The sequence below is a fragment of the Deinococcus indicus genome, assembly GCF_002198095.1.
In the GTDB taxonomy this organism is placed as follows: domain Bacteria; phylum Deinococcota; class Deinococci; order Deinococcales; family Deinococcaceae; genus Deinococcus; species Deinococcus caeni.
In genome coordinates this window covers 39,406-65,902 of record NZ_NHMK01000030.1, presented here as the reverse complement: position 1 = coordinate 65,902, position 26,497 = coordinate 39,406, and the positions used below count along the sequence as shown (strand labels likewise).

The window sequence follows — 26,497 nt, the reverse complement described above, 5'->3', positions numbered from 1 at the left end:
CGCTTTGCTCGGATGGAACGGTTTTCGCAAACCATTCCACCGGAGTCCACTTCAGTTCAGCGCGCCGGTCTGGAACGTGAAGTTCGTGCCGTCGTAGTCCACGGTCAGGCTGCTGCTGTCGGGCACGTTCCCCTGGAGGATCTCGCGGGCCAGCGGCGTCTCGATCTCGCGGCTGATGGCGCGCTTGAGGGGGCGGGCGCCGAAGGCCGGGTCGTACCCGATCTGGGCCAGTCGGTCCTTCGCGGCGCCGCTCAGGTGCAGGCTCACGCGGCGTTCGGCGAGGCGTTTGATCAGGCCGCGCATCTGGATGTCCACGATCCTGTGCAGGTCGGCGGCGGTCAGCGCATCGAACACGATGATGTCGTCCACGCGATTCAGGAACTCGGGGCGGAAGTGGTCCTGCAACTCGCCCATCACGGCGTCGCGGATGTCGGTCGCGCTGTCGCCCCGGTGCTGCATCTCCAGGATCAGGGGAGAGCCGATGTTGCTCGTCAGGATGATCAGGGTGTTGCGGAAGTCCACGGTGCGGCCCTGCCCGTCGGTCAGGCGGCCGTCGTCGAGCACCTGCAGCAGCACGTTGAATACGTCCGGGTGGGCCTTCTCGATCTCGTCGAACAGCAGCACGGCGTAGGGGCGGCGGCGCACGGCCTCGGTCAGCTGGCCGCCCTCCTCGAAGCCGACGTAACCGGGAGGCGCCCCGATCAGGCGGGCGACGGTGTGTTTCTCCATGTACTCGCTCATGTCGATGCGGACCATGGCGTCCTGACTGTCGAACAGGAACTCCGCCAGGGCCTTGGCCAGCTCGGTCTTGCCCACGCCGGTCGGCCCGAGGAACATGAAGCTGCCCAGCGGGCGGTTCGGGTCGCTGAGGCCCGCGCGGCTGCGGCGGATGGCGTCCGCGACGCTCACGATGGCGCGGTCCTGACCGATCACGCGGCCATGCAGCTGCTCTTCCAGCTTCAGCAGCTTCTCGCGTTCGCCCTCCATCAGCTTGTTCACGGGAATCCCGGTCCAGCGGCTGACCACGGAGGCGATGTCCTCCTCGGTGACCTGGGTGTGCGCGAACTCGGCGCCCTTGAGCTTCTGCTCCAGCTCGTGCACCTCCTTCTCCAGCTGCGGCAGGGTGCCGTACTCCAGTTCGGCGGCGCGTTGCAGGTCGTAGTCCCGGCGGGCCTTCTCGATGTCGGTGCGCACCTGATCGAGCGACTCGCGCTTCTCGCGCAGCGCGGCGACCTCGTGCCGCTCACCTTCCCAGCGGGCGCGGACGTCGGCCAGCTCGTCGGTGAGGCCCTTCAGGGCGCCCTCGATGTCCAGCAGGCGGTTCTGGCTGTCCTGATCCTTCTCGCGCCTGAGGGCCTCGCGTTCGATCTCCAGCTGCAGCTTGCGGCGTTCGAGCTGGTCGATGCGCTCGGGGCTGCTCTCCAGCGCCATGCGCAGCCGGGCGGCGGACTCGTCGATCAGGTCGATGGCCTTGTCCGGCAGCTGCCGGTCGGTGATGTAGCGGTGCGAGAGCCCCGCAGCGGCGACCAGCGCCGGGTCGGTGATCTCCACGTTGTGGTGGACCTGATAGCGCTCCTTGATGCCGCGCAGGATGCTGATCGTGTCCTCGACGCTGGGCTCGTTCACGAACACCGGCTGGAAACGGCGTTCCAGGGCGGGGTCCTTCTCGATCTCGCGGTACTCGCTCAGGGTCGTGGCGCCGATCAGGTGCAGTTCACCGCGCGCCAGGGCGGGTTTGAGCATGTTGCCCGCGTCGGGGCTGCCCTCGGTCTTGCCCGCGCCGACGATGGTGTGGATCTCGTCCACGAACAGGATGACCTCGCCCGCCGAGCCGATCACCTCGTCGATCACGCCCTTGAGGCGTTCCTCGAACTCCCCGCGGAACTTCGCGCCCGCGAGCAGGCTGCCCATCTCCAGGCTGACGATGCGCTTGTTCTTCAGGCCGTCCGGCACGTCGCCCTTCACGATGCGGATCGCGAGCCCCTCGGCGATGGCGGTCTTGCCCACGCCGGGTTCGCCGATCAGCACGGGGTTGTTCTTGGTGCGGCGCAGGAGGATCTGCATGGCGCGGCGGATCTCCTCGTCGCGGCCGATCACGGGGTCGAACTTGCCGTCGCGGGCGCGCTGCGTGAGGTCGGTGCCGTACTTGGCGAGGGCGTCGAACTGCTGTTCACTGGTCTTGGTCGTCACGGTCTTTCCTTTGCGCTGTTCGGTCACGGCGCGGTTCAGATCGGTCTCGGTCGGCAGGCCCCGGCCCCGGTACTCGCCGCGCAGGGCGAGCAGGAGTGCGTCGGCCGCCACGAACGCGTCGCCCAGCTGCCCGGCCAGGGTGTCGGCCTTTCCGAAGGCGCGGGCCAGGGCCGGGTCGAGGTACAGCTGACCCTCGCCGCCCTGCACGCGCGGGAGCTTGGCCAGTTCGGCGTCCAGCGCGGCGCGGATATCCGTCAGGTTGCCGCCGGCCAGGGTCAGGGCGCGCACGGCGGTGTCGTTGTCGGTCAGGGCGCGCAGGACGTGGGTGGGCGTCAGGTTCTGGTGCCCGCGCTGCTGCGCGAGCGTCTGCGCCTGCTGCACGGCCTGGGTGGTGGCCTCGGTGAAACGGTCGGGATTCAAGTCTGGAACCTCCGGGGATGGGTGGGTGGGTGCTGGGTCAACTACCCTCATTCTGAAACTTGAGTCAGGTCATGTCAAGTTTATTGCGGATCAATGATCGTGACCCAGGCGACCCCGGCCCACCAGCCGCCCACCCGTTCAGCGACCCATACACGGAAAGTCATGCGGACTCCGATTGAATGGGCTGCACAGCCCGTTCAATCCGAGCGAAGCGAGAAGGAGCAACAGCGGGCTGCCGGACGTGGAGCCGGCAATCCAGTGAAGTTCTGGATTGTTGGCGAAACAAACGGCAGTCCGTATCAGCCTGCACACGATAGAGCCCGGTGGAACCCGGCAACCCACTGAACAGACACCGGACGAAGCGCGTGACCACAGCAGCCTCACGGTCCTGCATAGAACAGAGTCGCCCGCCTACCGAGGCGTCCACGTTCCGCTGACGAGTTCCATCATGCCGGTCCCCCTGGCCTGCTCTCCGGCCCACACGCCCAACACCTCAATGGGTCCTTCCCAGTACGCGATGCGGGTGCTGCGGCTCAGGAGTTCCTGCTCGCGCCGCAGCGCCCGCACGCTCAGGTCGAACTCGTCCGACACCAGCCGCCAGCCCAGCGTGTAGGGGCGCCCGCTGGGGCTGGTCCACACCTCGCCCGGCTCGGCCCGCAGGCCCGGCACGGCCCGCACCCGCCCGTCCGGTTCCACCACGCTGCCGATCAGCTGCGCCACGCTCCCGTCCGGGCGGCGCACGCGGTACACCATCAGGTCCCGCCCACCGTTCAGATGCACGCTGAACCAGTCCCACAGCGCCGTCTGCCCCGGTATCTGATTCCCCCACTGGTGATCCAGCCACGCCTGCCCCTGCACGGCGCGCCCGTTCACGGTGCCGGTCAGGTCCAGTCGCGTGATTCCCTGGTAGAACAGCACGCCTGTGTCGGCGCTGCCGCTGTACCCCGGCGGGTGCAGCACCGGTCCCTTCACGGGGGTCAGCGTCAGGTCCAGCGGGCCGGCCTTCAGGCTCAGCGGCGCCGTCGGCTCCGGGCCCGCCTGCGTCAGCGTCCACGCCCCCTGCCGCACCCGCAACGGGGGAGAGGTCACCTCGCCAGTCCCGGCAGGCTGCTCCAGGAACGTCAGTTTCCCGGTCCGCAGGTCCGTGACCGCCACGTGCGAGATCATCAGCGGCAACGGCACGCGCGGGTCCCGCACCCGGAACTGCGCCCAGTGCAGCGCCAGCCCCTCGCCGGGCAGGTACGCGCTCACGTACCACCACTCCATCGGGTTCGTGTGCGCCCCGTAATCGGTCGCAGCAGGCAACTGGGTCGGATTCACGGTCGTCTGCACGGGCACGCACCCGCTCAGGAGGAGGGCCGCCAGCACTGGAATCAGGTTCAGACGCATCGGCATCAAGCGTAACCGACCCGCCGTCCGGCTGATGCCGCAGATGGCGGCGAACACGGCGCCCCGCCATCTCGATAGACGAACCGACCCCCCAGTTTCCCGGAGGGTCAGCCCAGTCGTGCCTGAACGTTACTCGTCGCCGAGGTACGCCTTGCGGACGCTCTCGTCCTGCGCGATGTCGGCGGCGTTGCCCGACAGTTTGATCTCGCCGGTCTGTAGCACGTACGCGCGGTGCGCGATCTGCAGGGCCATGTTCGCGTTCTGCTCGACCAGCAGCACGGTCGTCCCGCGCTCCTTGTTCAGCTTCACGATGATGTCGAAGATGGCCTCCACGAACAGCGGTGACAGGCCCATGCTGGGTTCGTCCAGCAGCAGCAGGCGCGGGTTGACCATCAGCGCGCGGGCAATGGCGAGCATCTGCTGTTCGCCGCCGGACATGGTGCCGCCCAGCTGCCCCTCGCGTTCCTTCAGGCGCGGGAAGAACCCGAAGCCCTCCTGGATGCGGCTCTCGATCAGGGCGCGGTCGGTGACGCTGTACGCGCCCACGTCGAGGTTCTCGCGGACGGTCATGTCCTTGAAGATACGCCGCCCCTCCGGTACGTGGCTGATGCCGCGGTTCAGGATGTGATGCGCGGGAATCCCGGCGATGTTCTGCCCCTCGAAGGTCAGGCTGCCGCTGCGGGGTTTCATCATGCCGCTGATGGTGCGCAGCGTGGTGGTCTTGCCGGCGCCGTTCCCGCCGATCAGGGCGACGATCTCGCCCTCGTTCACGGTCATCGAGACGCCTTTCAGGGCGTGGATGTGGTCGTAGTACGTGTGGATATCCTGCAGTTCCAGCATGGGTGTGGCCTTAGACATGGGGACGCTCTTCCTTCCCGTACTCGCCGGCGGCGGCGCCGCGGCCCAGGTACGCTTCCATCACGCGGGGGTCGTTGCGGACCTGATGCGGCAGGCCCTCGCTGATCTTCGAGCCGTAGTCGAGCACGGTGATGCCCTCGGACAGGGTCATCACGAGGCGCATGTCGTGCTCGATCAGGCACACGGTGACGCCCAGCTCGTCGCGGATGCGGCGGATCAGGGCCTTCAGGTCCTCGGTCTCGCGGGGGTTCATGCCGGCGGCCGGTTCGTCCAGCAGGATCAGTTTCGGCGTGGTCGCCAGGGCGCGCGCGATCTCCAGTTTGCGCTGGTCCCCGTACGGGAGGTTCGTGGCGAGTTCGTTGCGCCACTTGCCCAGCCCCACGAAGTCCAGCATGATCCGCGCGGCGTCCCTGGCTTCCTGCTCGGACTCGTGGAATTTCTTCGTGCGCAGCATGGCGTCCACGAAGGTGCTTTTCAGGCGGGAGTGGCGGCCCACCATGATGTTCTCCTCGCTGGTCATGCTGGAGAACAGCCGGATGTTCTGGAAGGTCCGGGCGATGCCGGCCTCCGTCACCTGATCCGGGCGCAGGCCCACCAGTTCACGCCCGGCCAGCCGGATGGAGCCCTTGGTGGGTTCGTAGATGCCGGTGATCATGTTGAAGAAGGTGGTCTTGCCGGCGCCGTTCGGGCCGATCACGCTGATGATGCTGCGTTCGGGGATGTTCATGGTCACGTCGTTCACGGCGGTCAGACCACCGAAGACTTTCGTGACGCCCGTCACTTCGAGGATGTTGCCGCTCACCTGCTGCCCCCTGCCTTGTCGTCTTCCTTGGCCGGGGCGTACCCGGCGCTGTACACGTCGCCGCCGCCCTTGCCGAGCGCGCCGGCGTTGCCCTGGGCGCTGTCGTCTTCCTGGTGGTCCTCGTGGTGCAGTTCCAGCTGTCGCCGGCGGTTGGGCAGCAGGCCCTCGGGGCGCAGCAGCATCATGGCGACCAGGATCGCGCCGAAGATCAGGCGTTGCAGCTGGCCGGGGTTCACTTCCTGCGGGATGCCCAGGTTGGCGGTCGCCTCGCCCAGGCCCGGCAGGATGCGCAGGTTCAGCAGCGTCACGACGCCCGCGCCCAGGATCACGCCGGGGAAGGACCCCATGCCGCCCAGGATGACCATGGCGAGCACCATGATGCTCTGGTTCAGCACGAAGCTCTCGGGGCTGATGAACGTCTGTTTCGCGGCGAAGATCATGCCCATGACTCCCGCGAAGCTCGCGCCGGTCGCGAAGGCGATCAGTTTGGTCTGCATCAGCGGCACGCCCATGGCCTGCGCGGCGACCTCGTCGTCACGGATGGCGATCCAGGCGCGGCCGATGCGGCTGCGGTCCAGGCGGACGTTCACGAGCAGGATCACGCCGATCACGACCAGCACCAGCGCGTACAGGAACAGCAGGTAGTGCTGGTCCTCGGCGAAGCCCAGCGCGCCGGCCAGCGTGTTGAACCACGGCACCGACGCGGTCCCGATGGGCGTGATGCCCTGCGACCCGGCCGAGTACAGGTCCAGGTTGTTCGCCAGCACGCGGATCACTTCGCCCAGGCCCAGCGTGATGATCGCCAGGTAGTCGCCCTTGAGTTTCAGGACCGGCAGGCCGATCAGGACGCCCACGATGGCGGCCGCCATGATGCTCAGGGCCAGGAACAGCCAGAAGAATCCGGGGTTGATGCCGGCTTCCAGCGAGTCGGCGCTGCCGGACATCAGGACCATCACGGCCCGCAGGGTCAGGGTCAGGCCGGCGACCGCGCCTAGGCTCGCCAGTCGGAAACTCCAGGTGGACAGGGCGGTCGGGGCAGTGCGGGCGGTCAGGCGCGAGATGTACACCAGACTGGCGATCGTCACGACCAGCAGGAACAGCCCGATGGCGAGCGTCCCGGCGTTCGTGGCGCCCGGATTCTCACCGTAGTAGCGCAGCACCTCCGCGAAGCGCGGGCTGGCGAAGATACCCCACAGGTACGCGCCCACCGCGAAGAACGCGATGTACCCCAGGTCAAGCAGGCCCGCCAGACCCACCACGATGTTCAGGCCCAGCGCCAGCGCCGCGAAGATCATGATCTGGATGCTCAGGTCCAGCAGGCTGGTGTCCTCGCGGCCGGCGAGCGGCAGCACGAACAGCAGACTGCCGACCCCCACCAGCATCCGCGCCCACGGGGCGGCCTTCCACAGGTACGCGAACAGCACGTTCGCCAGGAACAGGCTGACGAACAGGGCTTCCACGATGGGGTTTTTCAGGAAGCTGCCGAGGGACCCCAGGGACTCCAGCAGCGGGGCGTTGTGCGAGGCCAGCAGGATACCGCTGCTGATGATGAAGAACAACATCAGCAGGACCGTACGGTCAGGCTGACCGGCGCGTGGGAGGTTCTTGAACGGGTTGGGGGTGGACGTGGGGGCGGTCATACTTTCTCCACGTTGCTCTTGCCGAGCAGGCCGGTGGGTTTGAAGATCAGGATCAGCACCAGCGCGATGAAGGCACCCAGTTTGCTGTACGAGTCGTCGATGACGCCCAGGTTCGCGATGCCCAGCACCTCACCGAACACGTTTGTCACGCCGATCAGTTTCTCCAGCACGCCCAGCAGCAGGCCGCCCAGCACCGCGCCGGGAATCGAGCCGATGCCGCCCAGCACGGCGGCCGTGAAGGCGGTCACGCCCGGAATGAAGCCGCTGTAGGCGTTGATGGTGCCGAACTTCATGCCGAACAGCACGCCGCTGATGCCGCCCAGCGCCCCGCCGATCAGGAAGGTGGCGCTGATCATGCGGTTGGCGTCAATGCCCATCAGGCCGGCGGTCACGCGGTCCTGCGCGACGGCGCGGATGGCCTTGCCCAGGCGGGTGCGGTTCACGATGTAGTTCAGGACCGCGAGGCTCAGCAGGGACACGACGACCAGGATCACGTCCTTGAGCTGCAGGCTCACGCCGATGCCGGTCAGGAACTTCCCGACGGGCGCGCAGGTGCTCTCGGCGCCGCAGAACGGCGCGGAGAACCCGTTCGGCAGGGTGTACGTCAGGTCGAAGCGACCCTGGAAGCCCTCAATGACGCGCAGGACGTCCTGCAGGATCAGCGACACGCCGATGGCGGTGATCAGCGGCACGAGGCGCGGCGAGTTCCGCAGCGGGCGGTACGCGAGGCGTTCGATCACCACGTTCAGCAGGCCCGAGATGGTCATGGCCGCGACGAGCGCGATCAGCAGCTTCAGGTAGCCGTTCATCTCGACCGGCGCCAGCACGCGGAAGACCTCGAAGCCCACCACGGCGCCCGTGACGAACACTTCCGAGTGCGCGAAATTGATGAGTTGCAGCACGCCGTACACCATGGTGTACCCCAGCGCGATGATGGCGTAGACGAACCCGAGCACCAGCCCGCCCGTGATCACGCCGATCAGAAAGGTCAACAACGTCGCAAAATCCAAAACAACCAACTCCTTTGACAACCCATGAAAATCCGGATACCCGGACCACCGGGTCCGGCGCCGCTGCGGGCATGACGGCGTGGCCGTCACGCGCAGTTCAACGGTGAAACGAACGGTAAAACGAGGGGAACGACCTGGCCGTGGCCGGCGGGAAGCGCGCCCGGCTCCTGCGGACAGCTCCCCGGTCTGGCGGTGTGTGCCTGCCTGCGCACCTGCCTGCACGCCGGGTCAACAGCTGGAATGCAGGCGGGGCCGAGCACATAGGCCCGGCCCCAGGATGGTACGGGGAACTGTCGTACAGGAGGGCGCGTGTATAGACGCGCCCCGGAAAACAGCCTTACTGCTTGACGGGTTTGACGGGAATGCTGGTGCTGAGCTTGAACTTGCCGTCCGTGACGTTCATCACGTACAGCGTGCCGGCCTTGCGGTCACCGACCGAGTTGAAGGCGACGGTACCGGACAGCAGGCCCGTGAAGTTGCCCTTGCGGATGGCGCTCTCGACCTGCGCGCGGCTGGGGACCTTGTTGCCGTTGGCGCGGGTGGCGTTCAGCACGCCCTGCAGCACGACCTTGGCGGCGTCGTACCCGAAGGCACCGAAGCCCTGGGCGTCGTCGTTGAAGGTCTTCTTGTAGTTGGTGGCGAACACCTTCGCGGCGGGCAGCGCGTCGATGGGCGCGGCGACGGTCGTGAAGTAGATGTTGTTGGCGTTGGCCGCGCCGACGATCACGGGCAGCTCGCCGCTGTCGAGGCCGTCGCCGCCGACCACGGGGGTCGCGACGCCGCTTTCACGCAGCTGCTTGATGAACACGCCCACCTGGTTGTAGATGCCGCCGAAGTAGATGGCGTCGGGTTTCTGCAGCTTGATCTTGGCGATGATGCTGGAGAAGTCGCTCTTCTCCTCGGTGCCTTCGTTCGCGCTGACGGTCACGGCCTTGGCTTTCAGGGCCTTCTCGACTTCCTTGGCCAGACCCTCGCCGTAGGCGGTCTTGTCGTTCAGGATGTAGACCTTCTTGGCCTTCAGGTTGCCGCTGATGAAGTTCGCGCCGGCGGGGCCCTGCGAGTCGTCACGGGCGACGATGCGGTTCATGTTGCTCAGGCCGCGGTCGGTCACGCCGTTGGCGGTGTTGGCGGGGGAGACCATGGCGACCTTGCTGGACACCAGCGCCTGGCTGGCGGGAATCGCCACGCCGGAGTTCAGGGTGCCGACCACGGCGAGGATCTGACGGTCGGCGGCGATCTTGCGGGCGGCGGCGGTGCCGGTGGCGGGGTCGGCCTGGTCGTCGTAGGGGACGAGCACGAGGTCGAAGCCGAGCTTCTTGAACTGGGCCTTGTACTCGTTGACGGCCAGCTGGGTGCCGTTGCGGATCTGGGTGCCCAGGTCGCTCTGGCCGCCGGACAGCGGGCTGAGGCTGGCGATCTTGATGGTGGTCTGGGCGGACGCGGTGCCGAGGGCGAGGGCTGCCAGGACGGTGAGGCTCAGGGCGGTTTTCTTCATGGGTCCTCCAGATATGGGTACACGTCGGGCCTTGAGCAGCCCTGGTGCGGTGTAGTGATGCCGAGATTCTATGGAGCGCTTTAGGTCATGTCAATGCGTTACTCATGAGGACCATTGAAATGATTCTGGCAAGACCACCCTGATACCACAGCATGATTGCTGTGCGGCCCAAAGAAATGGCAATCCGGTTGCGCGGACGGGCGCTACTGAATCTGGAATGGTTGTTTCCACGCAGTGGAACGCAAGATGAACCTGTCCAGCCCGCACGACCATCCCCCGCTTGATGAAGACGACTCACGGCGCAGTCACCGGTACGGCTGGGCTGCGGGCGGCCCGGCCCGCCACCGCCCCTTCCTCCCGTCCGTCTGGGCCACAGAGGACGGCGGGAAGGAGAACGCGGGCCGCCATCGCGAACCCAGGTTGTCCTTCCCGCCGTGTGATACGGGTGCCTGCGGCCCTGTCATACGGATTCCGTTTGTTTCGCCAACAATCCGGAACTTCACCGGATTGCCAGCTCCACGTCCGGAACCCGTTTCTCTCCTTCTCGCATCCGCTCGGATTGAATGGGCTTTGCAGCCCATTCAATCGGAGTCCGTATCACTGGATCTGCCACGGCATCAGGCGGCCCGGCACAGGCCCTTCCAGGCGTCTTCAGATCAGGTCGAGGTAACGGTCCAGTTCCCACTGGTGCACGGCGGCGCTGTACTCGCGCCACTCGGCGCGTTTGGCCGCCACGAAGTGATCCATGACGTGCTCGCCCAGTGCGCGGCGCATCACGTCGTCCTTCTCCAGTTCCTCGACGGCCTCGCGCAGGTCGGTGGGCAGCTCCTTGACGCGGTGGTGGCGTTTCTCACGGACCGTCATCTTGAAGATGTTGCGCTGGATGGCCGGCGCGGGCTCCATGCGCTGCTCCATGCCGTCCAGACCGGCCGCCAGCATCACGGCCAGCGCCAGGTAGGGGTTGCAGCTCGGGTCGGGCATGCGCAGCTCGGCGCGCGTGGAGTTCCCGCGCTTGGCCGGAATGCGGATCAGGGCCGAGCGGTTACTGGTACTCCAGGCCACGTTCACCGGCGCCTCGAACCCCGGCACCAGCCGCTTGTAGCTGTTCACCAGCGGGTTCGTGATGGCCGTCATGCCGCCCGCGTGATCCAGCAGCCCCGCGATGAACTGTTCGGCCGTGCGCGACAGACCGTACTCGCCAGCCGGGTCCGCGAAGGCGTTCACGCCACCCTGGAACAGGCTCAGGTGGCAGTGCATGCCGCTGCCGTTCACGCCGGGAATCGGTTTGGGCAGGAACGATGCCAGCAGTCCGTACTCCAGCGCCACGCGTTTGACCACGAACTTGAACGTGGCGATGCGGTCGGCCGTCTCCAGCGCCGGGGCGTACCGGAAGTCGATCTCGTGCTGGCCGGGCGCGACCTCGTGGTGCGCGGCCTCGATCTCGAAGCCCATCTCGACGAGCTTGTTCGTGATCTCGCGGCGGATGCGTTCGCCCTTGTCGATGGGCGCCAGATCGAAGTACCCGGCGCGGTCGTGCGTGACGGTGCTGCCCACCCCGGCCGGGGTGCGCTCGAACAGGAAGAACTCCGGTTCGGTGCCGACGAACATCTCGAAGCCCAGCGCCTGCGCCCGCGCGATCTGCCGCTTGAGCACCTGCCGGGGGTCCCCCTCGAACGGCGTGCCGTCCGGCAGGGCCACGTCGCAGATCAGCCGCGCGACCCGGCCGCGCTCGCCCTCCTCGCGGGAGAACTGCGGGTAGATCAGGAAGGTGTTCAGGTCCGGGCGCAGCAGCATGTCGGATTCCTCGACGCGCGTGAAGCCCTCCACGGCGCTGCCGTCGAAGGTCACGTCGCCGTTCAGGGCCTTCTGGAACTGCGATTTGGGCACCTCGACGTTCTTGGTGGCGCCCAGGATATCGGTGAACTGCAGGCGCAGGAACTTGACTTCCGCCTCCTGCAGGCGCGCCAGGATGCTCTCGCGCGTGGGGCCGTCGGGCCGGGTGGAACGGTCCGTGCTCTCGGAAGGAACCGGTGTGGCGGGGCGGCTGGAACGGGTGGGCATCTGAAACGGACCTCCGGTGGGGGTGAATGCGGGAGTGCAGTGGCGAACACAGGTTGGAGCGCGGGCCGTGCCTGCGGAGCGGCCGACGCGCCGCCTGCCGGCACACCACCCGGTCGTCCCGAAATGGTACGACCTTCCCAGCCGTCCGTCACCCCGAGCGTCGGCCGCCCCTGCCTGCTGCCCGCAGATTGTTCCGCGCTGCCTGCACGTCCGTGACACTCCGCGCTGACAATCTGCAGGAACGCCCGGCCAAACGCCCGGAAAGACGGGACGGGCCGGCATCTTGTTCAGAAGAATACGTTGACCGCATGAAAAGACCCTCCTATACTCGCGGGCAGTGAGCGGGTCATACGGGCCGGCGCGGCGTGAGATCACGGGATGCCCCCACGCCCGCACCAGCGGCCCAGGCCCGCACCAGGGAGCGACATGAACCAGGACTTCGACGTCAACTCGGCCGCACGCAACTGGCGCGTGGACACCACCCCCTCCGCCTCGCCGCTGGAGGTCGTGAACGACCTGTTCGCCAGCGACGTGCTGACCCTCGACCAGCTCAAGGCCCGCCTCAGCAAGAGCGCCTACAAGAGCCTGCAGGGCACCGTGGAACGCGGCGCGCAGCTCGACGCCGGCATCGCCGACACCGTCGCGCTCGCCATGAAGACCTGGGCCATGGAAAAGGGCGCCACGCACTACACCCACTGGTTCCAGCCGCTGACCGGCTCCACCGCCGAGAAACACGACTCCTTCCTGAACCCCGCCGGTGACGGCGTGGCCATCATGTCCTTCTCCGGCAAGGAACTCATCCAGGCCGAGCCCGACGCCAGCTCCTTCCCGTCCGGCGGTCTGCGCGCCACCTTCGAGGCGCGCGGCTACACCGCCTGGGACCCGTCCTCCCCGGCGTTCATCGTCCGGCACGCCAACGGCGCGACCCTGTGCATCCCCAGCGTGTTCGCCTCCTGGACCGGCGAGGCCCTGGACCTCAAGACCCCGCTGCTGCGCTCCATCGAGGCCCTGAACAGCGCCGTCACGCCCGCCCTGGAACTGTTCGGCGCCAGCGCCGGCACCCGCGTCGGCAGCAGCCTGGGCGCCGAGCAGGAGTACTTCCTGATCGCCGAGGAGTACTACTACCGCCGCCCCGACCTGGTCATGACCGGCCGCACCCTGTTCGGCGCCAAACCCCCGCGCGGCCAGGAACTCGAGGACCACTACTTCGGCGCCATTCCCGACCGCGTCCTGAGCTTCATGACCGACGCCGAGATGCAGCTGTACGCCCTGGGCATCCCGGTCAAGACCCGCCACAACGAGGTCGCGCCCGGCCAGTTCGAGATCGCCCCGATCTTCGAGCACTCCAACATCGCCGCCGACCACCAGCAGCTGATCATGCAGGTCCTGCGCACCACCGCCCGCAAGTACGGCCTGGTCTGCCTGATGCACGAGAAACCCTTCGCGGGCGTGAACGGCAGCGGCAAGCACTGCAACTGGAGCATGGCCACCAACGCCGGCGAGAACCTGCTGGAACCCGGCGATACCCCCCACGAGAACATGCAGTTCCTGTTCTTCTGCACCGCCGTCCTGAAAGCCGTCGACACCCACCAGGACCTGCTGCGCGCCTGCGTCGCCAGCGCCAGCAACGACCACCGCCTCGGCGCGAACGAGGCCCCGCCCGCCATCATCTCCATCTTCCTGGGCAGCGAACTGACCGACATCTTCGACCGCATCGTCAGCGGCCAGGGCGGCAGCGGCAAGTCCGCCGGCCTGATGGGCCTGGGCAGCTCCGTCCTGCCCGAGATTCCCGTCCACGCCGGCGACCGCAACCGCACCAGCCCGTTCGCCTTCACCGGCAACAAGTTCGAGTTCCGCGCGGTCGGCTCCTCGCAGAGCATCAGCTTCCCCATCACGGTCCTGAACGCCATCGTCGCCGACAGCGTCTCGGAACTCACCGCCGACCTGAAAGCCAGGCTGGACGCCGGCCTGAGCCTCGACGACGCCGTCACCGAGGTCGTCAAGAGCACCTACCAGAAGTACCAGCGAATCGTCTTCAACGGCGACGGCTACAGCGACGCCTGGCACCAGGAAGCCGAGAAGGAACGCGGCCTGCTGAACCTGCGCACCACCCTCGACGCCATCGAGCACCTGAACAGCGAGAAGAACGTGGGACTGTTCGGCAAGCTGGGCATCCTGAACGAACGCGAACTCGCCGCGCGTCAGGAAATCATGTACGACATCTACTTCAAGACCGTGAACATCGAGGGTGAAACCACCGAGTACATGGCCCAGACGCAGATCCTGCCCGCCGCCCTGAACTACCTCGCGGACCTCGGCAAGGCTGGCGGCAGCCGCGCCGCCCAGGGCGTGACCACCGAGGTCAGCGCCGCCGCCGACGAACTGTTCGACGCCCTCCAGGCCCTGCGCGTCCAGAACGAGGCGCTCGGCGGTGACGAGGTCCACGAGAAAGCCCACCACATGCGCGACCACGTCCTGCCCGCCATGAACGACGTGCGCGCCGCCGCCGACAAACTCGAGAAGGTCGTCAGCAGCAAGCTCTGGCCGCTGCCCACCTACCGCCAGATGCTCTTCGTCAAGTAAAGCGGACTCGGACCTGAACGGCCTGCAAGGCCCGCCGGGTCCGGACGGAGGCGACCCGGAGAGTCCCCCGTAAAGAAGGAACGCACCCTGGTGACCCGCCCTGCTTCCCCGCAGGCGGGTCACGCTCTTGTGCCTGCCGGCCACCCCCTGCTGCCCACGGTCCACCACCCTGTCCACAACCCGGTGGCTGCCCTGCCCCCGCCACGCGGAGTAAACTGCGGGTGTGTTGAATCTGCTTCGCCGCCCCGCCGTCACCCCCGCCGAACTGGACGAGGGGTTGCGGGCGCTGGGGCTGGACGGGTCGCAGCACGTGATCGTGCACGCCAGCCTGAAATCCTTCGGAACGCTGGACGGCGGCGCCCGGACGGTCGTGGACGCCCTGGCAGCGCGCACGGCGACGCTGGTGGCCCCGGCGTTCACGTACTCGACGCTGCTGTCGCGGCCGACCTCGACCACGCACGCCCGTTTCGGCCGGGACAGCCGGGTCAGCCGCGATATCGGGCGGGTGTCGCAGGAGATCGTGGAACGCGCCGCCGCGCTGCGCTCCTTCCACCCGACCCTGAGTTTCATCGCGCTGGGCGCCGAGGCCGGGCGCATCACGCAGGCGCAGTCCCTGAGCAGTCCCTACCAGCCGATCGGGGCGCTGTACGACCTGGACGGGTACGCGCTGCTGATGGGCGTGGATTTCGGCAGCAACACCAGCGTGCACTACGGCGAGCACCTCGCGGGGATGCCGCTGCTGACGCGTTACGTGCCGCTGGACGGTCAGGTGCTGCCCACGGCCTTCCCGAACTGCTCGGCGGACTTCGATCATCTGGCGCCCGAGGTTCACCTGGGACTGCGCAGCGCGCAGGTGGGGTCGGCCACGCTGCGCCTGTACCGCGTGCGGGACCTCGTGGACGCCACGGTGCGCCTGCTGAACCGCGACCCGGAAGGCCTGCTGTGCACGTACCGGGGCTGCCGCTGCCAGGAAGTGCGGTCGCTGGTGCGCGCCCAGGGCCTGACCCCACGCGCGCACACCGGCCTGATCAGCTGAAGGGCATCTTCGCGGGCCTGATCAGCTGAGGCGTTTCTCGCTGGAGTGACCGGGCCGCACGCGCAGGTCCGGCCGGACGTGGTGCGCGGCGTGATTGGCCGCCACCGCCGCCTGTGCCAGCCCCACCGAGATCAGCTTGAAGTCCTGCCCGGACGCCGCCAGATCGCCCGCCACGAACACGCCGCTCAGGGTGGTGCGGCCGCCCGTGCCGTCCGGGACGTACTCGCCCTGCCAGTCCAGCGGCCAGCCCTGCACGGGCGTCAGGTCCGGCAGGTAGCCGTTCAGGATCAGGACCGTGTCGGCCGGCACGTCGCGCGGCTGGCCGTCCACGGTGAGGGCCGCGCCGGTCGGCGTGACGTTCAGCAGCACGGCCGGTGCCAGGACCGTCAGCTGCCCGCCCGCCTGCGCGGCCTTCAGGGCGTCCAGTTCGGCGGGACTGCCCCGGAAGCCGGCGCGGCGGTGCGTGAGGGTCACCTGCGCCCCCGCCTGCGCGAGTTCCAGCGCGGCGCGGGTGGCCTGCGGCACGCCGCCCACGATCAGCACGCGGCGGCCCACGAGGTCCGCCGGGTCCGGCACGTCCGTCCGCACGTCCGGGTGGGTGCCGGGCACGCGGGCCTCGCGGGGCAGCAGGGCGCCCAGGCCGGCCGTCAGGATCACGGCGCCCACCCGGTAGTGTTGCGGGCCGTGCGGGCCGATCGCCCCGACCTGCCAGCCGTCACCGTCGGGTTGCAGCGTGCGGGCCAGGGTGTTCAGGTGCAGCTGCGCGGGCAGTCCGTCCAGTTGCCGGACGAGCGCGGCGATCACGTCGGCGGCGGGCGTGGCGGGCAGGCCCGGCACGTCGTACACCCGGCGGTCCGGGTACAGGGCGGTCAGTTGCCCGCCGGGTTCGTGGCGGGCCTCCAGCACGGTCACGTTCAGGCCGCGCCAGGCGGCGTAGAACGCGGCGTGCAGTCCGGCGGGGCCGGCGCCGACGACCAGCACGTCGGCATGCTCGGGGGTCAGGGGGGCGCTCATGCGGCGAGTATGCCAGAACGCTCCCCTGCCCCCCCTCCGGCGTGGGCGGTCAGCCCTGGCGGTGCCCGAGCATCAGTTCGCGGTGCACGACCTTGCGGCGGGGGCGACCCTCAGCCTGCCCGGTCGCCAGTTCGTGCGCGTCGAGCGCCTGCCAGTCCGCGAACGAGTACACCTGCACGCCCCGTCCGGCCAGCAGGGCGTCCACGGCCGCGCGGGTGGGCTGGGGCGCGCCGGGCAGCTTCCCGCCCTGCACGTCGGCCAGCAGGTGCGCGACGGTGTCGGTGGCATCCTTGCGGTTCGTGCCGACCACGCCGCTCGGGCCGCGCTTGATCCACCCGGCGGTGTACTCGCCCACGCGGCCCTCCACGCGGCCTTCCTCGTTGGGAATCACGCCGCGCCGCTCGTCGAAGGGCACGCCGGGCAGCGCCACGCCCCGGTACCCGACCGAGCGCAGCACCATCTGCACCGGCAGCACCTCGTACTCGCCGGTGCCGACCGCGTTGCCGCTGTCGTCCAGGCGGTTGCGTTCCACCTTCAGGCCGCCCACGTGCCCGGTGCCGTCGTCGATGATCTCGGTGGGGGAGACCAGGAAGCGCAGGTGCACGCGGCGGGGTTTGCCCTCGCGTTCGCGGGCGGCGAAGTCGCGCAGGACCTCGATGTTCTTCTTCTTCACGTTGTCGGTCACAGCCGCTTCCTCGGCCTCGGTCAGGGCGATCTCGGCGGGGTCCACGACGGGTTCGGATTCGTGCAGTTCACCGAATTCACGCAGTTCCTTGGTCGTGAAGGCCGCCTGCGCCGGACCGCGCCGACCCAGGATCCACACGTCCTTCACGGCGCTGTGTTCCAGGGCGTCCAGGGCGTGGGGGGCGATGTCGCTGCTGCGCAGTTCCTGCGTGGTCTTGGCGAGGATGCGGCTCACGTCGAGCGCCACGTTCCCCACGCCGACCACGGCCACGCCACCGGCGCTGAGGACCATCTCGCGGGCGGCGGCGTCCGGGTGGCCGTTGTACCACGCGACGAACTCGGTGGCGCTCATGGAGCCGGTCAGGTCCTCGCCGGGAATGCCCAGGCGACGGTCGCTGCTGGCGCCGACGGTGTACAGCACGGCGTCGTAGTGGCTCAGGACGTCCTCGTGGGTCAGGTCGGTGCCGAATTCCACGTTGCCCAGGAAACGCACGCGCGGGTCGCCGAGGGTCTTCTCGAAGCCGCGCGTGACGCTCTTGATGGTCAGGTGGTCGGGCGCCACGCCGTAGCGCACCAGTCCGTAGGGGGTGGGCAGGCGGTCGAGGACGTCGATATCGACGTTCAGGTCGCTTTTCAGCAGGGCCTCGGCGGCGTAGATGCCGCTGGGGCCGCTGCCGATCACGGCGACACGCAGGGGTCGGTCGGGGGTGACGGTCAGGCTCATGCGGTTGAGTCTAAAGGTCAACTGCTTGGGGGGGAATGGCAACGCGGCCCGCTGTCCAGCCCGCAGGGTGTCACATGGACGGAAACACCCGCCCCGGCCGGTCCCCACGCCCGCCACAGATGAACGCGCTGCCCGGCGTGAGGACCGGGCAGCGCTGCTGGAGGGGTGGGTGGATCAGGCGGCGGCGATGGTCTGGAGGGCCGCCTCGTTCCTCAGGGTGATCTTGCCGTAGCCGGCGCTGATCACACCCTCGCGGGACAGTTCGCCCACGACCTTGGTGACGGTCTCGCGGACCGAGCCGACGGCGGCGGCCAGTTCGTCGTGCGTGGCGTAGATCATGGTCTCGCCGCTGTCGAGCTGGGTGGCCAGGGCGGTGTCCTTGAGTTCCAGCAGTTCCCCGGCGATGCGGGCGCGCAGCCGCTTGCCGACCAGGCGGTAGATGCTCTCGTAGGCGCGTTCCAGGGTGCGCACGAGGTGGGTGGTGACCACGAGGTTGTCCTCGGCGCTCATCAGGGCGGGGTTGATCACGTCGATGCTGGAGTCCGTGACGGCCTCGGCGAAGTAGGCGCGGTTCACGCCGGCCAGGGCTTCCTCACCGAAGTACTCGCCGGGTTTGACGTAGCGCAGGGTCAGGCCGTTGCCGTCGTCGTCCATGGTGTGCACGCGGACCAGACCGGTCGAGACGCGGTAGAGCATGTCGCTCTTGCCGGGGTAGAGGATGACGGCGCCGGGGCGGTAGGTCACGGTGTCCACGAAGGTCCGGGTGTTGGTGGTCAGGGTCATTGTGTGCGCCTCCTTGGGCGGTGTGAGAGGGGGGAAACGGGTGCCGGGGGCTTATTCCCGACGTGCTCACAGTGTAACCCAACATCACTTTTTTGTAAACACTTTTGTTTCTTTAATCAGCATTGAGATTACAGATCGCCAGGTCAGCTCGAACCGCCCCGACCAGCGGCAGGACAGCCTTTTCGGTCACGGCACCGGGCCGGGCCGCCTCACCCGGTACTCACCGCCCCCGCCGGGTGCGTCCGCCACTGCCCTACCGGCAACCGCCCCTTCACCCCCGGTACGGGCCGACTGAACAACCGGTTCGAATCATACGGACTCCGATTGAATGGGCTGCAAAGCCCGTTCAATCCAAGCGAAGCGAGTGGGAGAAAAACGGGTTCCGGACGTGGAGCCGACAATCCGGTGAAGTTCCGGATTGTCGGTGAAACAAACGGAATCCGTATCAGGCTTCCCGGCCCGGCAGGACCGCACGAAACAGCTGTGGGCGGCGAGGCCTGCACCCCGCCGCCCACCCTGCCCGGAGGTCAGGGGTCAGCCGGTCAGAGTTCGTCCTCGCGGCGGATCGGGAAGGCGCTGATCACGCTGTCCTTGTCCGACACATTGATGACCTTCACGCCCTGCGCGTTGCGGCCGGTCACGCGGACCTCCTCGACGCGGGTGCGGATCACGGTGCCCTTCTCGGTCAGGACCATCAGTTCCTCGTCACCGGCCACGCGGGCCAGCGTGACCAGCTTGCCGGTCTTCTCGGTGACGTCCAGCGTGATCACGCCCATCCCGCCGCGCCCCTTGGCGGGGTACTCGCTCACCGGGGTGCGTTTGCCCAGCCCGCACTCGCTGACGGCCAGCAGCTCGCTGTTCTCGTCGCCGCCGGGCACCAGCGCCATGCTGACCACGGCGTCCTGCTCGCCTTCACGCAGGCGGATGCCGATCACGCCCTGCGTGGCGCGGCCCGTGTCGCGCACCTCGCCGCTCTGGAAGCGCATGGCCTTGCCGTTGCGGGTCGCCAGGATCACGTGGTCGCTGTCCTGCACGATGCCCACGCTGATCAGTTCGTCACCCTGCTGCAGGTTGATGGCGATCAGGCCCGCCGAGGTGATGTTCCCGTAATCGGTGATCAGGGTCTTCTTCACCACGCCGTTGCGGGTGGCGAAGATGAAGCAGCCCTCCTCCTCGAAGCCCCTGACGCTCAGGACGGAGGCGATGTTCTCGTCGTCACGCAGGCCCGGCAGCAGGTTGCGGATGTGGGTGCCCTTGGCGTCACGGCCCGCCTCCGGCAGGTCGTAGATCTTTTCGTGGAACACGCGGCCCTTGTCGGTGAAGAACAGCAGGAAGTCGTGCGTGCTGCCCACGAACACGCGGGTGTTCACGTCCTCGTCGCGCAGCTTGCCGCCGGACGAGCCGCGACCGCCGCGGCCCTGCGCGCGGTACGCGTCGAGCTTGGTGCGTTTCAGGTACCCGGCGCGGGTCATGGTGATGACCATGTCCTCGACGGCGATCAGGTCCTCCTTGCTGATGTCCTCTTCCAGCAGCGTGATGGTGCTGCGGCGCTCGTCGCCGTAGCTGTCGCGCACGGCGCGGATCTCCTTCTTGATCTCCTTCCAGAGCAGGCCCTCGTCGCCCAGGATGGAGCGCAGGAACGCGATCGTCTTCTGGAGTTCGTCGAACTCGGCCATCAGTTTCTCGCGTTCCAGGCCCACCAGTCGTTGCAGGCGCATGTCCAGGATCGCCTGCGACTGCACCTCGCTCAGGCCGAAGCGGGCCATCAGCGAGTCGCGCGCCTCGGCGCCCGTGTTGCTCGAACGGATCAGGCTGATGACCTCGTCGATGTGGTCGAGCGCGCGGATCAGTCCCTCGAGGATGTGGGCGCGTTCCTCGGCCTTCTTCAGGTCGTACTGCGTGCGGCGCGTGACCACGTCCCGGCGGTGATCCAGGAAGTAACGCATGGTGTCGATCAGCGGCAGCACGCGCGGCTCGCCGTTCACGATGCTCAGGTTGATGACCGTGAAGGTGCCCTGCAGCTGCGTGTACTTGTACAGCTGGTTCAGGACCAGGGTGGGAATCGCGCCGCGCTTGAGTTCCACCACGATCCGCACCGGGTCCTTGCGGTCGGACTCGTCGCGCAGGGCGCTGATGTCCGGGATCTTCCCGGCCTTGTACATGGCGCTGATCGTCTGGATCAGGTTGGTCTTGTTCACCTGATACGGGATCTCGCTGATGATGATCTGGTTGCGGCCGTTCTTCTCCTCGATGCGGGCCTTGCCGCGCACCTTCAGGCCGGCGTGGCCGGTGGCGTACGCGTCACGGATGCCCTGCTTGCTGATGCGCCCGCCGGTCGGGAAGTCCGGGCCGGTGACGTGCTGCATCATGGCGTCCAGGCCGATGTGCGGGTCGTCGATCAGGGCCAGCAGGCCGTTGCAGATCTCGGTCAGGTTGTGCGGCGGGATGTTCGTCGCCATGCCCACCGCGATGCCGGACGCGCCGTTGATCAGCAGGTTCGGCACGGCCGAGGGCAGCACGCTGGGTTCGACGGTCGTCTCGTCGTAGTTGGGTTTCAGGTCGACGGTCTCTTTTTCCAGGTCGGCCAGGACTTCCTCGGCGACCTTGGTCATGCGGGCCTCGGTGTAACGCATCGCGGCGGGTGGGTCGCCGTCGATGGAGCCGAAGTTCCCCTGCGGGTGGACCATCGGGTAGCGCATGTTCCACCACTGGCCCAGGCGGACCATGGCGTCGTAGATGGACGAGTCGCCGTGCGGGTGGTACTTCTTCATGACCTCGCCGACCACGGACGCCGACTTGGCGTGCTTCTGGTTGGCGTACAGGCCCTCGAGCATCATGGCGTACATGATCCGGCGCTGCACGGGCTTGAGGCCGTCGCGCACGTCGGGCAGCGCGCGGTCCACGATCACGTTCATGGCGTAGTTGATGAAGTTGGTCTTGACTTCGCTGGTGATGTCAACGGGAAGAATTCCGGTCATGTTGCTCCAGTGGTGCAGGTCCGGGCGTGGCCGGGGCCGCGCCGCAGAGGTGAGTTGGGGAGGTCCCGGCGCGGGGCCAGGGATGGAACGATTCTAGCACGATTATGCTCAGGGCGTAATAGAACCGGGTCCTTCTATGCTGCCCATTGTACCCGAAAACACCCCCCGACACCGCGACCCGCACCACCACCGGAACCCGCCCAGCACCGGCAAAATCAGCCCTCCATGACACCCCGCACCCCACCCGCCCCGGACGGCGCGCTCAACCACCGTTCCTGCCTCCCCGGCCTGACCCGCAGCGGCAACCCCGGCCGCCTCACCCCAGCCGGCCAGCAGCAACTCCTGGCCCTGAACTTCAGCCGACTCATCGACCTGCGGGACCGTACGGAACGCACGGTGGACCCGCCGCCCTTCCTGGGCCACCCCGCCTACCTGAACCTGCCCCTGCTGCCCTGGCGAAACCGGGCCTTCAACGACGCCACCGCCGCCGCCCGCAGCAACGCCGACCACATGAACGCCATGCTCGACCACGCGGCCAACCAGATCGTGACCGTCCTGGGCGCCATCCTCGACGCGCCGCCCGGCCCAGTGCTCATCCACTGCCACGCCGGGAAGGACCGCACAGGCCTGATCGCCGCTCTGTGCAGTGAACTGGCCGGGCAGAGCCGCGACCGGACTGCCGCCGACTACGCGGCCAGCGGCCCACACCTCACGGCCTTCTACACCGCCATGCAGGCCCGCCACACACCCGAGCGGTGGGCGACCCTCGCGCCCCTGGCGCCCACCCACCCCGGCGACATCCTGCGCACCCTGGATCACCTGGACCGCGCGTGGGGCAGCCCCCGCGCCTACCTGCGCGCGCACGGACTGACCGAAGCCGAACAGGACGCGCTGGCCCGCCGGCTCCACACGCCCTTCCCGCCGGCCTGACCGCCCCCACCCCCGACGGCCCGCCAGAGACCGCCCCCCACTGACCGCGCGTACCCTTTATGATGCGTTCACATGCTTGATCAACTCACGCAACTCGTCAGGGACGTGGATGGCGCCTGGGCCGCCGCCATCGGGGGCCTGGACGGCCTGCTCATCGAGGGACACTCGACCGCCGCCACCGACCTCAGCCTGCTGATCGCCGAGCACGCCGGCCTGTACCGCGCGGCCAGCACCGCCTACTCCAGCACCCTGAACGGCGGCCAGACCCGCGAGATGTACCTGCGCGGCGAACGCCTGAGCGTGTACCTGCACCCCATCAGGGCCGAGTACTTCCTGCTGCTGGCCGTCGACGCCCGCAGCAACCTCGGACAGGCCCGCCTGTACGGCCGCGACACCGCCCGCAAACTGGAGGCCATCCTGTGATCATCGACCCCCTGCGCACCCTGCCCGGCGTGATCGCCGCCGCCCTGGTCGGCCCGGACGGCCTGCCCATCGAAACGCACGGCGACGGGGGAGACGCCATGGCCGCCGAACTGAGCGCCCTGCGCGCCAGCCTGGACCGCACCGGCCGCCGCCTGGGCGCCGGCGAGGTCACCCGCATCGCCTTCACCAGCGAACGCATCGAGGTCGTCGCCGTGTCCAGCGGGGACTTCGTGCTGGGCGCCGCCATGGCGCGCGGCACCGACACCCGCACCGCGCAGCAGACCCTGGCCCGGCTGGCCCTGGAACTCGGGCACCTGCCCCGCCCGGAGACCCCATGATCGAGGCCCTGATGGACGTGCGCGGCGTGCGCCACACCGCCCTGGTCGCCAGCGACGGCCGCGTCGTGGCCCGCGCCGGCCTGAGCGAGGAGCAGCTGAACGCGGAACTCACGCTGGTCGCCGCCAGCCGCGCCGTGATCGGCAGCCTGCAGGCCAACCTGAACACCGGCCACTGGCAGGAACTGCTGCTGGACCTCGACGGCGGCCCCGTGCTGTTCACCCCGCACGGCGACCAGATCCTCCTGACCGCCTTCGACGAGGTCGCCAGCCTCGGCCGCGTACGCTTCGCGGTCCGCCGCCTGCTCGGCACCGCCTGACCGGGCCTGCCCCCGCGCGCCCCGGCCCCCGCCCAGCGGGAACGCCGGGGCGCGTTGCATTCGTCCCGGCGCCCGCGCGCTAGCGTAGGCGCATGCAAGACCGCCCCCGCCGCCTGCGCCGCACGCCCGCCCTGCGCGCCCTGACCCGCGAGGTGCACCTGCACCCCAGTCAGTTCATCCACCCGATCTTCGTGCATGAACGCGACAATGTGACCGACATCGCCACCATGCCCGGCGTGCAGCGCCACTCCATCGAGAGTGCCGTGCAGCAGGCCCGCGAGGCCCTGGCCCTGGGCATTCCCAGCGTGATCCTGTTCGGCATTCCCGACCACAAGGACGCCGTGGGCACCCAGGCCTACGCCGACGAGGGCATCATCCAGCGGGCCACGCGCGCCATCAAGGCCGGCGTGCCCGGCATCAACGTCATCGCCGACACCTGCCTGTGCGAGTACACCGACCACGGCCACTGCGGCCCGCTGTGCGAGGTGCCCGGCCAGAGCGGCGCGGACGCCTGGACGGTGGACAACGACCCCAGCCTCGACCTGCTGGCCCGCACCGCCGTCTCGCAGGCCCGCGCGGGCGCCGACGTGATCGCCCCCAGCGCCATGATGGACGGACAGGTCGCCGCGATCCGCGCCGCACTGGACGGAGCGGGCTTCACGCACGTACCCGTCATGAGCTACGCCGTGAAGTACGCCAGCGCCTACTACGGCCCCTTCCGCGACGCCGCGGGGTCCACCCCCAGCGTCGGCAACCGCGCCACCTACCAGATGGACCCCGCCGGAGGCTACCGCGAGGCGCTGCGCGAGGCCCGCCTGGACGCCGAGCAGGGCGCCGACACCCTGATGGTCAAACCCGCCCTGGCGTACCTGGACGTCCTGAACCTCCTGAAACGCGAATTCGACCTGCCGGTCGTGGCTTACAACGTCAGCGGCGAGTACTCGCTGATCAAGGCCGCCGCCGCCGCCGGCTTCATGGACGAACGCCGCACCGTCCTCGAAACCCTGACCGGCATGCGCCGCGCGGGCGCGGACGCGATCATCACGTACCACGCCATGGACGCCGCCCGCTGGATCGCCGAGGACGCCCGCGCGTGACCAGCGCCGCCAACCCCATCCGCGTGGACTGGATTCCCACCGGCCTGTGGCCCGGCCGCCTGGGCCTGACCTTCGCTCCCGGCAAGAAGGGCGGCAGCGTGTACCAGCCGGGCGTCACCCACGACCGGAGCGTCACCGGCGACATGCAGACCCTCGCGCAGCAGGGCACGAACGTCATCGCGCCACTGATCGAGGACTTCGAGTTCGACCTGCTGGGCATGGACGGCTATCACGACGCCGCCACCGACCACCGCATCGAGGTCGCCCCGTACCCCATCCCGGACGGGCACGCGCCGCACGACCCGCGTGACTTCGCCGCGTACGTGGACGAACTCATGACCCACCTGCTCGACGGGCGCAGCGTCGTCGTCCACTGCCGGGGCGGACTGGGCCGCGCGGGCCTGACCGCCGCGTGCCTGCTCGCGCAGGCGGGCCTAGACGCCGACGACGCCATCGCCCTGGTCCGCCAGACCCGCAGCCCGCACGCCATCGAGACGCCACAGCAGGAACAGTTCATCCACGACTTCGCCCGGTAACTGGAGGTCCCCCATGATCAGCGTCGCCAACCGCATCCACGTGAAAGCCGAGTACCACGACGCCTTCGAGGCGCGTTTCCGCGACCGCGCCGGACTGGTGGACGGCATGCCCGGCTTCATCGCCAACCACGTCCTGCGCCCCACCCGCGACGGCGACCCGTTCGTGGTCCTGACGTTCTGGGAGTCCCGCGAGGCCTTCGAGGCCTGGACGACCAGCGACGCCTTCCGGCAGGGTCACGCCCGCAGCGGCACCCTCCCGAAGGACGCCTTCAGCGGCCCGAACGTCCTGGAAATCCACGAGGTCGTCGCCCGCTGACCGGCACCGGCGGGGCTACACTGGGCGCATGAAATCCCATGTCCTGCTCGGCGCGGCCCTGCTCGCCTCCGTCCTCGGCGCGTGCGCGCCCGCCGTCACTGCCCCGCAGACCGGGCGGATCGTGAACGCCGTGACCGGCGAGGAAGGCACCGCGACCTTCACGCGCGGCACCCTCACGCCCCGCCTGGGTGACCCGTTCGCGCCGGACAACGCCACCATCCGCATCGGCGGGCGCACCTACGCGGGGCGCACGTACCTGATCGGGAACGGCGCGCTGCCCGGCGGACTGGGCTTCAGCGTGGCGTTCGGCGCCAGCAGCGGCACGGACGGCAGCGCCGTCACGGGCGGCGGCACCCGTGTTGAGGGAGGCCGTCCCGTCCCGGCCTACACCGGCAACCTGATCGCCCGCGCGGACGGGGACGCGCCGGGCATCCTGACCTGCACCCTGACGGTGGACGCGCAGGAACGCGGCGTCGGCGAGTGCTTCGACGGGGCCGGCACCCGCTACGCCCTGCAGTTCTGATCGCGTCGGTGGGGGAGAGGCCGCGCGTGGTGTGCCTGTGCGGCAGCGTGCGCTTCCTGGCCGAGTTCGACGCGGCGTCGCTGGCCGAGACGCTGGCGGGCCGGATCGTCCTGAGTGTCGGCAGTCACCGCCAGCGGGACGAGGACGCCCTGGCGCACCTGACGGGCGCCGAACGGGAGGCCGCGCTGGACCGCCTCGGAGCGCTGCACCTGCGCAAGATCGACCTCGCGGACGAGGTCCTGGTCATCAACCCCGGCGGGTACGTGGGTGAATCCACCCGCCGGGAGATCGCGTACGCGCGGCAGACCGGGAAACCGGTGCGGAGCCTCGAACCGCTGCCCTGACGGGAT

The 26,497-nt window shown here is 68.6% G+C and carries 23 protein-coding genes; 11 read left to right on the top strand and 12 right to left on the bottom strand.

Going from position 1 to position 26,497, the window contains the following annotated elements:
* Window positions 1-51: 51 nt before the first annotated feature.
* The 8 genes from clpB to glnA form a co-directional block, all read right to left on the bottom strand.
* On the bottom strand, window positions 52-2,610 hold the full coding sequence (gene clpB / locus CBQ26_RS17430; RefSeq protein WP_088249901.1) for an ATP-dependent chaperone ClpB: 2,559 nt from the start codon (window positions 2,608-2,610) through the stop codon (window positions 52-54).
* A gap of 411 nt (window positions 2,611-3,021) precedes the next feature.
* Complete coding sequence (locus CBQ26_RS17425) at window positions 3,022-3,999, bottom strand: lipocalin family protein (protein WP_088249900.1); 978 nt, start codon at window positions 3,997-3,999, stop codon at window positions 3,022-3,024.
* Between the two features lie 129 nt (window positions 4,000-4,128).
* A complete protein-coding gene (locus CBQ26_RS17420; protein ID WP_088249899.1) occupies window positions 4,129-4,857 on the bottom strand; it encodes an ABC transporter ATP-binding protein in 729 nt (242 codons plus the stop codon).
* Complete coding sequence (locus CBQ26_RS17415) at window positions 4,850-5,659, bottom strand: ABC transporter ATP-binding protein (protein ID WP_088249898.1); 810 nt, start codon at window positions 5,657-5,659, stop codon at window positions 4,850-4,852. Before CBQ26_RS17415 ends, CBQ26_RS17420 begins: the two co-directional genes overlap by 8 nt.
* Complete coding sequence (locus tag CBQ26_RS17410) at window positions 5,656-7,299, bottom strand: ABC transporter permease subunit (RefSeq protein ID WP_088249897.1); 1,644 nt, start codon at window positions 7,297-7,299, stop codon at window positions 5,656-5,658. Before CBQ26_RS17410 ends, CBQ26_RS17415 begins: the two co-directional genes overlap by 4 nt.
* On the bottom strand, window positions 7,296-8,309 hold the full coding sequence (locus CBQ26_RS17405) for a branched-chain amino acid ABC transporter permease (RefSeq protein ID WP_088249896.1): 1,014 nt from the start codon (window positions 8,307-8,309) through the stop codon (window positions 7,296-7,298). Before CBQ26_RS17405 ends, CBQ26_RS17410 begins: the two co-directional genes overlap by 4 nt.
* Before the next feature lie 337 nt (window positions 8,310-8,646).
* On the bottom strand, window positions 8,647-9,804 hold the full coding sequence (locus CBQ26_RS17400) for a branched-chain amino acid ABC transporter substrate-binding protein (RefSeq protein ID WP_088249895.1): 1,158 nt from the start codon (window positions 9,802-9,804) through the stop codon (window positions 8,647-8,649).
* Window positions 9,805-10,455: 651 nt separating this feature from the next.
* The gene (gene glnA / locus CBQ26_RS17395; protein ID WP_088249894.1) at window positions 10,456-11,865 is read right to left on the bottom strand and encodes a type I glutamate--ammonia ligase; all 1,410 of its coding nucleotides are present in this window, start codon (window positions 11,863-11,865) and stop codon (window positions 10,456-10,458) included.
* A 426-nt stretch (window positions 11,866-12,291) separates the two neighbouring features.
* Here glnA and CBQ26_RS17390 point away from each other — a divergent pair, with 426 nt between their 5' ends.
* Together CBQ26_RS17390 and CBQ26_RS17385 are read left to right on the top strand one after the other, a co-directional pair.
* The gene (locus tag CBQ26_RS17390; protein ID WP_088249893.1) at window positions 12,292-14,448 is read left to right on the top strand and encodes a glutamine synthetase III family protein; all 2,157 of its coding nucleotides are present in this window, start codon (window positions 12,292-12,294) and stop codon (window positions 14,446-14,448) included.
* A gap of 223 nt (window positions 14,449-14,671) precedes the next feature.
* Entirely contained in the window at window positions 14,672-15,484 is an 813-nt protein-coding gene (locus tag CBQ26_RS17385) for an AAC(3) family N-acetyltransferase (protein WP_088249892.1), read from the top strand.
* Between the two features lie 21 nt (window positions 15,485-15,505).
* Here CBQ26_RS17385 and CBQ26_RS17380 read toward each other — a convergent pair whose 3' ends face one another.
* From CBQ26_RS17380 to gyrA, 4 genes are all read right to left on the bottom strand, one after another.
* A complete protein-coding gene (locus CBQ26_RS17380) occupies window positions 15,506-16,498 on the bottom strand; it encodes an NAD(P)/FAD-dependent oxidoreductase (protein ID WP_088249891.1) in 993 nt (330 codons plus the stop codon).
* Window positions 16,499-16,547: 49 nt separating this feature from the next.
* Window positions 16,548-17,906: an FAD-dependent oxidoreductase gene (locus CBQ26_RS17375; RefSeq protein WP_088249890.1), complete on the bottom strand. Its 1,359-nt coding sequence runs from the start codon at window positions 17,904-17,906 to the stop codon at window positions 16,548-16,550.
* Window positions 17,907-18,080: 174 nt separating this feature from the next.
* Entirely contained in the window at window positions 18,081-18,689 is a 609-nt protein-coding gene (locus tag CBQ26_RS17370) for a helix-turn-helix domain-containing protein (RefSeq protein WP_172418147.1), read from the bottom strand.
* Window positions 18,690-19,231: 542 nt separating this feature from the next.
* Window positions 19,232-21,667: a DNA gyrase subunit A gene (gyrA, locus tag CBQ26_RS17365; protein ID WP_088249889.1), complete on the bottom strand. Its 2,436-nt coding sequence runs from the start codon at window positions 21,665-21,667 to the stop codon at window positions 19,232-19,234.
* 225 nt (window positions 21,668-21,892) lie between these two features.
* Here gyrA and CBQ26_RS17360 point away from each other — a divergent pair, with 225 nt between their 5' ends.
* From CBQ26_RS17360 to CBQ26_RS17320, 9 genes are all read left to right on the top strand, one after another.
* Window positions 21,893-22,597: a tyrosine-protein phosphatase gene (locus CBQ26_RS17360; protein WP_088249888.1), complete on the top strand. Its 705-nt coding sequence runs from the start codon at window positions 21,893-21,895 to the stop codon at window positions 22,595-22,597.
* A 72-nt stretch (window positions 22,598-22,669) separates the two neighbouring features.
* Window positions 22,670-23,020 carry a roadblock/LC7 domain-containing protein gene (locus CBQ26_RS17355; RefSeq protein ID WP_088249887.1) on the top strand — a complete coding sequence of 117 codons (351 nt, stop codon included), beginning with the start codon at window positions 22,670-22,672 and terminating at the stop codon, window positions 23,018-23,020.
* Window positions 23,017-23,358, top strand: coding sequence for a roadblock/LC7 domain-containing protein (locus tag CBQ26_RS17350; RefSeq protein ID WP_078302764.1), 342 nt, complete (start codon window positions 23,017-23,019; stop codon window positions 23,356-23,358). The genes CBQ26_RS17355 and CBQ26_RS17350 overlap by 4 nt, the downstream gene beginning before the upstream one ends.
* On the top strand, window positions 23,355-23,675 hold the full coding sequence (locus CBQ26_RS17345; protein ID WP_088249886.1) for a roadblock/LC7 domain-containing protein: 321 nt from the start codon (window positions 23,355-23,357) through the stop codon (window positions 23,673-23,675). The genes CBQ26_RS17350 and CBQ26_RS17345 overlap by 4 nt, the downstream gene beginning before the upstream one ends.
* A gap of 92 nt (window positions 23,676-23,767) precedes the next feature.
* Window positions 23,768-24,772 carry a porphobilinogen synthase gene (gene hemB, locus CBQ26_RS17340; RefSeq protein WP_088249885.1) on the top strand — a complete coding sequence of 335 codons (1,005 nt, stop codon included), beginning with the start codon at window positions 23,768-23,770 and terminating at the stop codon, window positions 24,770-24,772.
* On the top strand, window positions 24,769-25,308 hold the full coding sequence (locus CBQ26_RS17335) for a cyclin-dependent kinase inhibitor 3 family protein (RefSeq protein WP_088249884.1): 540 nt from the start codon (window positions 24,769-24,771) through the stop codon (window positions 25,306-25,308). The genes hemB and CBQ26_RS17335 overlap by 4 nt, the downstream gene beginning before the upstream one ends.
* A 13-nt stretch (window positions 25,309-25,321) precedes the next feature.
* On the top strand, window positions 25,322-25,624 hold the full coding sequence (locus CBQ26_RS17330; protein ID WP_088249883.1) for an antibiotic biosynthesis monooxygenase family protein: 303 nt from the start codon (window positions 25,322-25,324) through the stop codon (window positions 25,622-25,624).
* Between the two features lie 28 nt (window positions 25,625-25,652).
* Complete coding sequence (locus tag CBQ26_RS17325; RefSeq protein WP_088249882.1) at window positions 25,653-26,147, top strand: hypothetical protein; 495 nt, start codon at window positions 25,653-25,655, stop codon at window positions 26,145-26,147.
* A gap of 26 nt (window positions 26,148-26,173) precedes the next feature.
* Window positions 26,174-26,491, top strand: a complete 318-nt coding sequence (locus CBQ26_RS17320) for a hypothetical protein (RefSeq protein ID WP_229843969.1) — start codon at window positions 26,174-26,176, stop codon at window positions 26,489-26,491.
* The last annotated feature ends 6 nt before the right edge of the window (window positions 26,492-26,497 follow it).